This is a genomic window from Formosa algae, from assembly GCF_001439665.1.
In the GTDB taxonomy this organism is placed as follows: Bacteria; Bacteroidota; Bacteroidia; order Flavobacteriales; family Flavobacteriaceae; genus Formosa; species Formosa algae.
The window spans coordinates 49824-63161 of the sequence record NZ_LMAK01000045.1 but is presented as its reverse complement, the minus strand read 5'-3'; the positions used below and the strand labels follow the sequence as shown (position 1 = coordinate 63161).

General features: G+C 35.3%; 10 protein-coding genes. 9 read left to right on the top strand and 1 reads right to left on the bottom strand.

Features of this window, described 5'->3' with window-relative positions:
• Nucleotides 1–2: 2 nt before the first annotated feature.
• The 6 genes from AST99_RS11670 to AST99_RS11645 are packed head-to-tail and all read left to right on the top strand — an operon-like array spanning nt 3 to nt 6270.
• Nucleotides 3–1244, top strand: coding sequence for an efflux RND transporter periplasmic adaptor subunit (locus AST99_RS11670; protein ID WP_057782014.1), 1242 nt, complete (start codon nt 3–5; stop codon nt 1242–1244).
• Nucleotides 1245–1246: 2 nt separating this feature from the next.
• Complete coding sequence (locus tag AST99_RS11665; protein WP_057782013.1) at nt 1247–1990, top strand: ABC transporter ATP-binding protein; 744 nt, start codon at nt 1247–1249, stop codon at nt 1988–1990.
• Between the two features lie 2 nt (nt 1991–1992).
• Nucleotides 1993–3213: an ABC transporter permease gene (locus AST99_RS11660; RefSeq protein ID WP_057782012.1), complete on the top strand. Its 1221-nt coding sequence runs from the start codon at nt 1993–1995 to the stop codon at nt 3211–3213.
• Nucleotides 3214–3258: 45 nt separating this feature from the next.
• The gene (locus AST99_RS11655) at nt 3259–4455 is read left to right on the top strand and encodes an Lcl C-terminal domain-containing protein (protein ID WP_057782011.1); all 1197 of its coding nucleotides are present in this window, start codon (nt 3259–3261) and stop codon (nt 4453–4455) included.
• A gap of 23 nt (nt 4456–4478) precedes the next feature.
• Complete coding sequence (locus tag AST99_RS11650; protein ID WP_198151508.1) at nt 4479–5834, top strand: Lcl domain-containing protein; 1356 nt, start codon at nt 4479–4481, stop codon at nt 5832–5834.
• Nucleotides 5835–5871: 37 nt separating this feature from the next.
• Nucleotides 5872–6270, top strand: a complete 399-nt coding sequence (locus AST99_RS11645; RefSeq protein WP_057782009.1) for a DoxX family protein — start codon at nt 5872–5874, stop codon at nt 6268–6270.
• An 86-nt stretch (nt 6271–6356) separates the two neighbouring features.
• Here the strand turns inward: AST99_RS11645 and AST99_RS11640 are convergent, their stop codons facing one another.
• The gene (locus AST99_RS11640; protein WP_057782008.1) at nt 6357–7250 is read right to left on the bottom strand and encodes a helix-turn-helix domain-containing protein; all 894 of its coding nucleotides are present in this window, start codon (nt 7248–7250) and stop codon (nt 6357–6359) included.
• A gap of 119 nt (nt 7251–7369) precedes the next feature.
• Here AST99_RS11640 and AST99_RS11635 point away from each other — a divergent pair, with 119 nt between their 5' ends.
• From AST99_RS11635 to AST99_RS11625, 3 genes are all read left to right on the top strand, one after another.
• Nucleotides 7370–8821 (top strand): MATE family efflux transporter, encoded by a 1452-nt coding sequence (locus tag AST99_RS11635; RefSeq protein ID WP_198151506.1) that lies wholly within the window; start codon nt 7370–7372, stop codon nt 8819–8821.
• 177 nt (nt 8822–8998) lie between these two features.
• A complete protein-coding gene (locus tag AST99_RS11630) occupies nt 8999–10177 on the top strand; it encodes an efflux RND transporter periplasmic adaptor subunit (protein WP_198151505.1) in 1179 nt (392 codons plus the stop codon).
• Nucleotides 10178–10179: 2 nt separating this feature from the next.
• A complete protein-coding gene (locus AST99_RS11625) occupies nt 10180–13335 on the top strand; it encodes an efflux RND transporter permease subunit (protein WP_057782005.1) in 3156 nt (1051 codons plus the stop codon).
• Nucleotides 13336–13338: the final 3 nt, after the last annotated feature.

Genomic DNA, 13338 nt, shown 5'->3' with positions numbered 1-13338 from the left:
CAATGAAAACTAAAAACAAAATCATAATAATTAGCATTCTTGCTGTCGTAATTGCTATAGCTGCTTATAGTTTTATAGGTAGTGATAAAACCGTTTTAATAGAAGCTAAAACAGTAGCTGCTAAAAAAGGAGATGTGACCACTATGGTTACAGCAACAGGAACTATAGAACCTATTAATCAGGTAGATGTTGGGACACAAGTATCTGGAGTTGTAGAAAAAATATATGTAGACTATAATAGCGAAGTTAAAGAAGGTCAACTTATAGCTGAGCTAGACAAAACAAATTTAAGAGCTGCATTAACTCAAGCACAAGCGTCTTACGACAATGCAGTAAGTCAGAGAAATTACATGCAAACCATTTATAACAGACAAAAAACATTGTTTGACAATAAAGTGATTAGTAAATCCGATTTTGATGATGCAACATACAATTACGAAACTGCAAAAGGAACGGTAACCCAACGTTTATCAGACTTACAATCTGCTAAAACCAATTTAGGATATGCAAACATTTATTCACCTATAGATGGTGTGGTATTATCTAGAGAGATAGATGAAGGGCAAACTGTAGCTTCAAGTTATAGTACACCAACATTATTTACTATCGCACAAGATTTAAAAGAAATGCAAGTTGAAGCCGACGTAGATGAAGCCGATATAGGAAACGTTACCGAAGGACAACGTGTAACTTTTACTGTAGATGCTTATATCGGAAAAACCTTTGAAGGTACCGTAACTCAAGTGCGTTTAGATTATACAGAATCGTCTAACGTAATTACATATACTGTAATTATTAAAGCCGATAATCCAGATTTAAAATTAAAGCCAGGACTTACAACAACCATTTCTATTTACACATTAGAATTAAATGATGTGTTAACAGCAGAAGCTAAAGCCATTAATTTTAAACCGTCTCCGCCAGTTATGGAAGCTTACGATGCACAAAATAAAATTGTAATGGTACATCCTGAAGATAAAGAGGGACCAAGACCAGCACCAATAGAAGATGAAGATGATGGTACTGCTGAGGTTTGGGTATTACAAGATAATGGCATGATTTCTCCAAAACCCGTAAAATTAGGCGCTAGCGATGGTGTAAATGTGCAAATTCTTGAAGGCATAAATGAAGGTGATCAATTAGTTTATAGCTTAAAAGCTGAAAATAATGCAGAGTTACCAGAAGGTGGCGGATCATCAGAGAGTCCGTTTATGCCAAAACCACCTGGAGCTAAAAAGAAATAATTATGGCTAAAGAGATTATAAAAATTCAAGATTTAAAACGAGAGTTTACCATGGGTACGGAAACGGTCCATGCGCTTAAAGGCATTTCGTTTACTATTGAAGAAGGACAGTTTGTAACAATAATGGGGTCTAGTGGTTCTGGTAAAAGTACCATGCTAAATATTTTAGGATGTTTAGACCAGCCCACTTCTGGACTGTATGAAATTGATGGCGTATCTGTAAAAGATTTAAGTAAAAATGAATTGGCGACTATTCGGAATGAAAAAATAGGTTTCATTTTTCAATCGTATAATTTATTAGCAAGAACATCGGCTATAGAAAATGTAGAATTACCCTTGTTATACAACAGTAAAGTATCTACAGAAGAACGTAGAAAGCGTGCCTTAAATGCCTTAGAAATGGTTGGTTTGGCAGATAGAATTCATCATACACCATCTCAATTATCGGGAGGGCAACAACAACGTGTGGCCATAGCAAGATCCTTAGTAAATAATCCGGTTATGATTCTCGCCGATGAAGCCACCGGAAATTTAGATACACGAACCTCTTACGAGATTATGTCGTTGTTTCAGGAGTTAAATAAAAAGGGCATTACGATTACGTTTGTAACGCACGAACCAGATATCGCTACGTTTAGTAGTAGGACGGTAGTATTGAAAGACGGTCATATTATTAAGGATTATATGAATACTAATATTCAGTCTGCAGCATCAGAGTTAGCTAAATTACCTAAAGAAGATCATTAATTATGAGATTATTAAACTTATTAAAAATCGCGTATAAGGCAATCGTACTTAATAAAGTACGAACCTTATTAACCATGTTAGGAATCATAATAGGTGTGGCTTCAGTAATTGCCATGTTGGCTATTGGTGAAGGATCTAAAGAAAGCATTAGAACTACTATTTCAAGTATGGGATCTAATATGATTACAATCCGTCCAGGTGCAGATGTTCGTGGAGGAGTAAGACAAGATGCAAGTACAATGGAAAGCTTAAAGTTCGACGATTATTTAGCGATAAAAGAACAAGCAACAACCTTAAGTTATATAACACCAATGGTAAATGGTAGTGGTCAAGTTATTAGTGGGGCTAACAACTGGCCGTCTACCATTTATGGTGTTAATCCAGAATATTTAGATATTAAGGTTTTAGGCTTACAAAGCGGAAGCATGTTTACAGATGCTGAGGTAAAATCGGCTTCTAAAGTTGTACTTATTGGACAAACTGTTGTAGACAATGTATTTCCTGATGGCGAAGAACCTGTAGGGCAAATGATTCGTTTTAATAATATTCCTTTTAAAGTGATTGGTGTATTGGAGGAAAAAGGAGAGAATACCTTTGGGCAAGATCAGGACGATGTGGTTATCGCACCCTATACAACTGTACAAAAACGTATTTTAGCCATAACGTATTTAAACCAAATTATGGCATCTGCTATAAGTGAAGAAGATGCTCCAGAAGCGGTAACACAGGTTACTGCTATTTTGCGAGATCAGCACAAATTAGCAGACAGTGAAGACGATGATTTCTCTGTACGTTCTATGGAAGAACTAATCTCAACCTTTAGTTCTACCAGTGAAATGTTAACCATCCTTTTAGTGGCAGTAGCGAGTATTTCGTTGTTAATTGGAGGGATTGGAATTATGAATATTATGTACGTGTCGGTCAAAGAGCGTACTAAAGAAATCGGATTGCGAATGGCTGTGGGTGGTAAAGGCTCAGATATATTAATGCAGTTTTTAATTGAAGCCATTTTAATTAGTATTACTGGAGGTGTGCTCGGGGTAATCCTCGGATTGAGCGCCACAGTATTTATAGAGAAGTTTCTTCACTGGCCTACAAGTGTAGCGATGTATTCTATTATTATTTCATTTGCAGTTTGTGCCGTAACCGGAATATTTTTTGGCTGGTATCCAGCAAGAAAAGCAGCGGCTTTAGATCCTATTACCGCCTTGCGTTACGAGTAAATTTTAAGAGTTTAATTTCATTTTAGAAATATAAAATTTAACCTTATGAAGACAAGTATCATTAAAGTTTGGAGTAGTGGTGTTTTATTGGTTGTAATGGGCTGTAATAGCTCTAAAAAAAGCAGTGATAATACACCAAATACAGATGTTCATTTTGTGTTGTCAGATACGGGGCAAGATGTCTTTTATGATGATGATGGAGAAGTGATTTCTAAACCAGAGAAAGACGAAGAATATTACGGTCAAGATGCACAATATACAGGTGTTTCTTCAGCATATAAAGATAATGAAGATGGCACTGTTACCGATTTAAATACGGGCTTAATGTGGCAGAAAACCCCCGATAATAATCGTCATAATTTTTACGATGCATTTACATATGTAGACGAATTAGAAATAGGAGGTTATACAGATTGGAGATTACCAACAATTAAGGAATTGTATTCTTTAGTTAATTCTAATGGCGAACTTAATCCTAAAGATTTATCGGAGTCAAAACCGTATATAGATACCAATTACTTCGATTTTAAATATGATAAAAGAATGCCATATGCAGGTCAATACTGGTCAAGTACTAAATATGTAAAAGGTCCGATTCAGAATATAGAAATTGAAGGTGCTTTCGGGTTTAATTTTGCAGACGGACATATAAAAGCATATGAAACGGGCTTATATTATAATGGGGAAGGTGGCGTTAGAAATCCTGGTAATTTAATTAGAGCTGTCCGTGGAAAAGAAAAGGTATATGGTGTTAACGATTTTGAAGCGAATACCGACGGCACAGTAACCGATAAGGCCACAGGCTTAATGTGGCAACAAACAGATAACGGACAAACATACAATTGGAAAGCGGCATTAAATTATGCTAAAAATAGTACACTAGCAGGTTATTCAGACTGGCGTTTACCGAATACTAAGGAGTTACAAAGTATTGTGGATTACGATAAAAAAACAATTCCGGCGATAGATGAGAGTGTGTTTACGTGTACAAATAAAGACAGTTGGTTTTGGACCAGTACTACACAAGGCGATTTTAAATATACTGCCTGTTATATCGCATTTGGAAAAGCCTATAGTAAAGATAATAGTGCAGCGACTACGTATTACGATTGGCATGGTGCAGGAGCACAGCGTTCAGATCCTAAATCTGGGCAAGTTGAAGATTATGTCTTAGAATCTGTAAATGCTGCAGACTCAATTAGAATTAATAATTATGTGAGATTAGTTAGAAACGTAAATTAAAATCAATGTTAAAACATAAAATTATGAAAACATTAAAAATAAGTACCATGACACGCGTATTTGTTTTTGCCATGTTATGTGGGTTTATTATACAATCGTGTAAGGATAAAAAAACAGAAAGTAAAGAAGAAGTAAATACCAGTACGAGTTCTAATAACTATGTGCAAGTTGCTACAGGACAGATAGCGACTTACGGTGAAGATGGTGAAGTTTTAGAGGGACTACAGCCAGGAGATTCTCTTTTTGGTCAGGATGCCAATTATTTAAAAGGCGAAACCATGGCGTATACTAAAAACAATGATGGGACCATTTCAGACAAAAACACAGGATTAATGTGGGAAGAAATTCCTACATCTGAAGGGTTTGATTGGCAAGGAGCCAAAGATTATGCTGAAAATCTAGAATTGGGAGGTTATAACGATTGGAGATTACCAACAGCTAAAGAATTATACTCTATTAGTGATTTCAGTCAGGGTTGGCCATATATAGACACTACTTATTTCTCGTTAGTTGATAACGAGCATGTCGATAAAAGTGAACAATATTGGGTTAGTAATACTTATGTTGGTCACACAGAAGAAGGACAATATGCTGCGGCATTTGGAGTAAATCATGCTACGGGACATATTAAAGCATATCCTGGAGAAGAACCAAAAGGACATGGAGATCGAAAAGGTCCACCACCAGGAAATCAAAAACCTGAAGGAGAATCTGCAGATACAAATAACGATAGAGACCAAGAAAAACCTCAAGGTCAAGAAGGAGAACAACGCGATGAGAATAGACCACCGCCACCAGGTAATGGAGAACGACCATCAGGAAATCCAATGTTAAAACATGTGCGTGCTGTTCGTGGTGCAGTATATGGAACTAACGATTTTCATGATAATGGAGATGAAACTATTACAGATAACGCTACAGGATTAATGTGGTCTAAAAATGATAGTCAAAAAGGTTTAGATTGGAAACATGCTTTAATGTATGCTGAAGGTTCAGAATTGGCAGGTTATTCAGATTGGCGTTTACCTAATGTTAAAGAGTTACAAGGTATAGTAGATTATGATTATGCGCCAGGAGCTCAAGATGCATCAAAAGAAGGACCAGCTATAGATCCAATTTTTAATACTTCAGAAATTACTAACGAGAATAATGATTTAGATTATCCGTATTTCTGGTCTAGTACGTCGGCAAGATTTCAAAGAGGGAAACCGTTTTATTATGCTTGGTATGTCGCTTTCGGACGTGCAGTAAACAACGAAGGTTTAGATTTTCATGGAGCAGGAGCGGTTAGATTTGATACAAAACATGAAAACGGACCAGCAAGTGAAGGTGGTGAACGCTATTATAATTACGTGCGTTTAGTAAGAAATGTTAAGTAAAATATGTAAATAAAATTGAATCTAAAAACATAGACAAATGAAAAAGAATATAGATTTAGGATTGTTAGTATTAAGAGTCACCATAGCAGTATTAATGCTTTTTCACGGTGTTGCTAAGCTGAGCAATTTAGATGGTATAAAACACATGTTAACAGAAGCCGGTATACCAGAAGTGTTTGCTTATGGTGTTTTTATTACAGAATTGCTAGCGCCTATTTTAATTATAATAGGCTTCAGAACACGATTGGCTTCTGTTGTCTTTTTCTTAGGAATGATAACGGCTTTGCTAATTGCACATGCCGAACATTTATTTGCCTTGTCTAATACAGGTGGATTGCAAATAGAACTGATTCTTCTATATGCTTTTGGTGCTTTGGTAATCTTTTTTACAGGCCCAGGAAAATATGCAGTATCTACTAGTAAATCTTGGGATTAATAAGAAGCAGTATATATTAAAGGTTCCCAATTATAGTATATCTATAATTGGGAACCTTTTACTTAGTGATAAAGCTGTTTTTAATATTATTTTTTTCGAAATTGTGTTGCCGTAATACCCGTATTGCGTTTAAAAAACTGATTAAAATTAGCGACTTCATTAAAATCTAGTGCATAGGCTATATCAGCAATAGATTTATCCATTTGGTAGAGTAGTGTTTTAGCATATAGTATTTTATAATCTATTATAATTTTCTGTGCACTTTTACCCGTAACTTTTTTAACACATTCTGTAAGATAGGTCGGACTAATATTCATCCTTTCAGCATATTCGTTTACTGTTAAAAAGGTATTGTCACTAGATACTATGGCATGTTCGAATTTAGACATGATTTTTTCAAATCTGTTTACAGTAATGATACCCTCATTATCTTCTGTCATGCGTTTTATTTTATACAGAAACAGACGCAATAAAGCGCGAATAATTTCCAAACTATGGGGTTTATCGCTTGTGGCTTCTTTATACATTTCTGCAGCTATTGGCAACAGTTCATGAAAATCGGTATCACTTAAATGATATAACGGAAACGTGTGTATTTTAAAGAAAGGAAACTCATTTTGTAACTCATGTGTTTTCTTAATGTTTGCAAAAACCGAAGCCTTAAAATTAATCACATAACCTTCATCATTATCATCGTGGTCGGTTAGACCATAACTAATAGTTTGAAATGGTGACACTACGGCCAAACCATTAGTCATGTTGTCAAAAATTTGATCTCCTATTTTAATGTTTTTGGTATGGCGCTCTAGAATAGCTAATTCAAAAAAATCTCTTTTATGAGGCTCTGCGAATTCAGCTTCTGGTTCACTGTGATTTTCAGGTTTATCACTTATCGATTTAATATAAAATTGATTGGAGTAATCGTTTATTTTATCATCTGTATTTAAAAAGTAAGATTTTATGTCTTCGTAGATCTTCATAACGATAATTTCTTCAAATATAACTTAAAAACATAAATAGTAATCTTTTTTACCTTGATTATAATTCATAATAACCTTTTATGTCGTAGTACTTTTGTATATATAAAAACAGTACAGTTGTGAGTAAATTGAATGATACATGGTATAGAGCGTTTCCTTTCTTGAAAAAGAGGAATGCGTCTGTACGAGATAGTTCTAAAAATAAGACAACGCAATATTCTTTAAGTGAAGATGCTATACCAAAGTTGCTTCTTGTTTTTGTAGGACCTGCAGTACTGGGACTAATAATTAATGTGCTTTATAATGTAGTAGATAGAATATTTGTTGGTCAATATGTGGGAGCTGAAGGTTTATCTGCAGTAACTATGGTGTTTCCTATAAACCTTTTTCAATTTGCTTTTGTATTGCTTTTTGGTAGTGGAGCAGGCGTTTTAATTGCCAAATATCTGGGCGAATCTGAACCTGAAAAAGCACAAGATGTCTTTGGAAATATGATCGCAGGTCTTTTAATCATAACAACAATATTAACCACGGTAGGCTTCCTTTTTTATAAGCAATTATTATCTGCTTTTGGTGCAGAGGGAGAACTTTTACGTTTATCGTCGGAATACCTTTTTGTCATTTTAATGGGATTCCCTATAAGTTTCTTTCTCGCTCTTTCTTTTACATGTCGTGCAGAGGGAAACCCCAGTTTACCTGCAAAACTAGTACTGCTTTCAGCAATAATAAATTTAAGTTTAGATTATGTTTTTATGAAACTGTTTAATTTGGGCATACGTGGTGCTGCTTTAGCAACCATAATTGCACAGGCTACCAATGTCTTATTATTGATGAGGTATTACATAAGCGATAACAGTCTGGTAAAACTGGTTTGGAATAAAATAAGAATTAGAAAAAATATCACGCTGTCTATTCTATCCGTAGGTTTCGCGCCTTTTGTTATGGATTTTGCTGTAAGCATACAAAATGTATTGGTTAATAGTTTACTACTTAAATCTGGAGGGACAGATGCTGTGGCAGCCATGGGCATTCTCTTTGGAGTGAATACCATTTTTATGATGACCGCTTTGGGTACTGGAGATGGTATGCAACCTATTATCAGTTATAATTTTGGAGCAAAACTTTACAATCGCGCTTTGAAGACTTTAATCTATGTACTAAAATTTGTGAGTATAGTAGCGCTGTTAGGGATTGTAATTTTAAACGTATTTACAACTCAAATTATAAGTGTTTTTATTGATGGCAATATAAATATTGTACAAATCAGTGAAGTCGCTTTAAAAATATTCTCAATATCCATTCCATTTTTTATGGTACAAATTGTAATTGCCAGATATTTTCAGGCCTTACAAAAAAACAAAACAGCTACGTTCTTAGCTATACTTCGTCCGATAATATTGTTTATACCAATAGTATATATTTTAGAAAACACATATGGATTAGTTGGTATATGGATCGCTTTTGTAGTAAGCGATAGTGTAGCGGCTTTAATAGCGTTGTTTTTAGTTAAAAAATATACTCTGCATAAATCTAAAAAGGAAATCGCATTACAACTAGAATTAGAACAATGACATAATCGTATCAATAAAAATAATGAGTACTGATGTAAAATCAAGCTGTTCGTATAATACAGTGTGTAATTCAGATAATTATACCAAACTTTATAGAACATATACTGTTTAGAACTAAATAAGCAGAAATCACAAATTTGTAAGTAAATAATCAAATCAATAATAAGAAATAATAAAATGAAAACTAGAAAAATTAACGTGTACTCTTGGTCTATCGGACTCTGTATTAGCTTGTTATTTATGTCTTGTGGTAACAAAACTGAAGCTAATAAAAATGAAACTGTAGCAACGTATAAGGTTTTAAAAGTAACACCGCAGACTATAGATTTATATAGAGATTTTCCTGTAAGTATTGAGGGGATTGAGAATATAGAGATTAGACCGAAAATTGAAGGTTTTATAGAGAAAGTCCTGGTAGATGAAGGCGAATATGTAGAAAAGGGACAATTACTATTTGTGCTTACTGCACCAGAATATGAACAAGAGGTATTGAGTGCAAAAGCAGCAATTAGTAGTGCAAAATCTGAAGTGAGTACGGCGCAGTTAGATGTAGAAAAAGCTAAACCTTTAGTTGAACGCGACATTATAAGTAGTTTTGAATTAACGTCGGCCGAAAATGTAGTTAAAGCCAAAGAAGCCGCACTAGAACAAGCACAAACCAATTTGGCAAATGCCCAAACTAATTTAAGTTATACACACATTACTGCTCCTGTTTCAGGATATATAGGGTCACTCCCTTATAAGTTAGGAAGTTTAGTTAGTAGTAGTACCACAGATGCTTTAACAACGGTCTCTAACGTTAAAAAAGTATATGCGTATTTTTCTATTAACGAAAAAATATATTTAGAATTTCTAAAGAGTGGTCAGTTAACCAATGGCGCTGAGGTATCGCTTTTACTAGCAGATTACACCACATTTGATCATAAAGGTAAAATACAAACGGTAAGCGGTCAAGTCGATGAAAATACAGGTTCTTTTAACGTGCGAGCGATATTTGATAATCCAGACGATTTACTTCGTACAGGAAATAGCGCAACCATTAAACTTCCTAGAACGGTAAAAGATGCTTTGCTTATTCCGCAATCGGCAACTTACGAACTTCAAGGTGGTGTGTATACGTATATCGTAGATGATGAGTCCAAAGCCAAGGCAATTAAAATAAATGTAACACCAAGTACATCGGGGCAAGCTTATATAGTAACTGATGGGCTTAAAGCGAATGACCAAGTTATCGTAGAAGGTATTAATACATTATCTACAGGAATGAAAATCAATCCTACAGAAGTTAAGGCTTCCAATATTGAAGCTTTACAGGTAAATCCAGAAACAGCTACAAACACTTCAGAAACGAAATAGTTATGTTTAAACAATTTATAAAAAAACCGGTACTATCTTCTGTTATTTCCATTATCATTCTGATTTTGGGAGTTATAGGAATTTCAACTTTACCGATGTCTCAATATCCAGACATTGCACCTCCAACAGTACGCGTTTCTGCTTCTTATGATGGTGCAAATGCCGAAGCGGTATTAAATAGTGTCATTGTGCCTTTAGAAGAAGCCATTAATGGGGTAGAAGGGATGACATATATGACCTCTACAGCAAGTAGTGGAGCAGCAAGTATTTCTGTGTATTTTGCTTTAGGAACCGATCCTGATATTGCAGCAGTAAATGTTCAGAATGCCGTATCTACCGCAACTAGTGTATTGCCTTCTGAAGTGACACAAGCTGGTGTCACCACAGAAAAGTCGCAAAGTAGTAATGTGCTTATTATTGGTCTTTACAGTGAGAATGACGATTATGATGAAGAATTTGTTCAGAATTATGCCAATATAAATCTGATTCCAACCTTAAAAAGAATAGACGGTGTAGGAAGTGCTGAAGCCTTTGGATCTAGAGATTACAGTATGCGTATTTGGTTAAAAGCCAATATTATGGCAAATTATGGTTTAGAACCTTCAGATATAAGTACAGCACTTGCGGATCAGAATTTAGAAGCTGCACCAGGAGAATTAGGTTTACAAGGTGATCAAGCGTATCAATACACCTTAAAGTATAAAGGAAAGTTACAAAACGCATCAGAGTTTGAAGATATTATTATCAAAACCACTGATGACGGACGTATACTGCGATTAAAAGATGTGGCACGTGTAGAGTTAGGCGCACAATCTTACAGTTCTTCTACCATGATTAACGGTCGTCCAGGTGTTGGTGTTGCCATTGCACAATCTGCAGGGTCTAATGCACAAGAAATCGTAGAAAATGCGATAGCGACCTTAGAAGCGGCAGCTGTTAATTTCCCAGAAGGTCTAAGGTATACAGAAATGCTAAATGCCAATGATTTCTTAGAAGCTTCTATTACAAAAGTCATTCATACGCTTATTGAAGCTTTTCTATTGGTGTTTTTGGTTGTTTTTATTTTCTTACAAGATTGGCGTTCTACTTTAATTCCAGCCATATCAGTGCCTGTCGCCATTGTAGGAACCTTCTTTTTCTTAAATATCTTTGGTTTTACAATTAACCTCTTAACACTTTTTGCTTTAATGCTCGCCATTGGTATTGTGGTAGATGATGCGATTGTGGTTGTGGAAGCTGTACATGCTAAGTTAGACTCCGGATATACCTCTTCTAGAAAAGCCAGTTTAGATGCGATGAGTGAAATTTCTGGAGCTATTATTTCTATTACTTTAGTGATGTCTGCCGTTTTTATTCCTGTGACCTTTATTAGTGGATCTTCAGGGGTGTTTTATCAACAATTCGGAATTACCTTAGCAATTGCCATTATATTATCGGCCATAAATGCATTGACGTTAAGTCCCGCTTTATGTGCCATTTTATTGAAACCACATGATGAACATGCAAAAAAGAGCTTTTTAGATCGATTTTATATCGCATTTAATGTCGGTTTTGAGAAAACAACTTCAAAATATAAAAAGTCAGTGTCTTTTTTAATCAAGAGAAAACCTGTTGCTATAGGTGCACTTCTTGTCTTTATTGGACTGTTTGTATATTTAATGAATACAACAGCAACGGGGTTTGTTCCTGATGAAGATCAAGGAACTATTATGGCAGATATTAGTTTGCCAGCCTCGGCATCTTTAGAACGTACCGCAGAGGTTGTTGAGCAATTGCAAGAATTAGTCCAAGATATGCCCGAAGTGAGCAATGTGTTACGTTCTACAGGTCGTGGAATGATTAGTGGAGAAGGCTCTAATTACGGTATGATCATTTTAAAATTAAAAGATTGGAGTGAAAGAACTGGCGACGATCAAGATGTGCAATCCATTATTAAACGCTTATTTGCTAAAACAGCAGATTTTAAAGATGCCAGAATTATCTTTTTTGCACCTCCAACCATTACCGGGTTTGGGATGAGTAATGGGTTTCAACTACAATTACAAGATCAAAGTGGTGGAACAGTAGACGAACTTTATAAAGTAAGTCAAGATCTTATTGCTGCGTTAAGCGAACGCCCAGAAATACAATATGCCAATACAACTTTCGATCCTACTTTTCCACAATATGAAGTGGTGGTAGATGTGGCTAAAACTAAGTTAGCAGGCTTAGATGTAGAAGGTGTGTTAAGTGTAATGCAAGGGTATTTTAGTGGGGTATATGCTTCTAATTTTAACAAATTTGGTAAGCAATACCGTGTAATTTATCAAGCAGAAGCCAATTTTAGAGACAATCTAGAAAGTCTAAATGCCATTAAAGTGAAAAATGGAGATGGTGTAATGGCTCCTATTACAGAGTTTGTTACACTTAAACGTGTGTACGGTCCTCAAAGTTTAACACGTTTTAATTTATTTACCGCTGCGAGTATAATGGGCGCACCAAATGATGGCTATAGTTCTGGAGATGCTATTGCAGTGATTGATGAGGTTGCTAAAGAAGTTTTACCAATAGGGTATGGCTATGAATACTCAGGGATGACACGTGAAGAGATTTCTGCAGGAAGTCAAACCGTATATATCTTTATGTTGTGTTTCATTTTTGTGTACTTCTTATTATGTGCTCAATATGAAAGTTATATTCTACCCATAGCTGTGTTATTAGCCGTTCCTGCGGGTCTATCTGGAGTCTTAATTTTTGCGAATTTATTTGGAATTAGCAATAACATTTACATACAAATTACATTAGTGATGTTAATAGGATTACTCGCCAAAAATGCCATTTTAATTATAGAGTTTGCTATACAAAGACGCCGGGAAGGAGAAACTATTGTGCAATCTGCAATAGACGGTGCCATTGCTCGATTTAGACCAATATTAATGACTTCTTTTGCTTTTATTTTCGGATTACTTCCTTTAATGATTGCAACAGGAGCTGGTGCAACAGGTAACAGAGCGATTGGTACAGGCGCTATTGGTGGTATGCTTATCGGAACCATTTTAGGTGTATTAATTATCCCCGTATTATTTGTGGTTTTCCAAACCTTACAAGAACGTATCGTAGGTGTTCACGATCACGATTGGGGAGATGAAGACGATGAAAAATTGCATTTAAATAAATAAAAT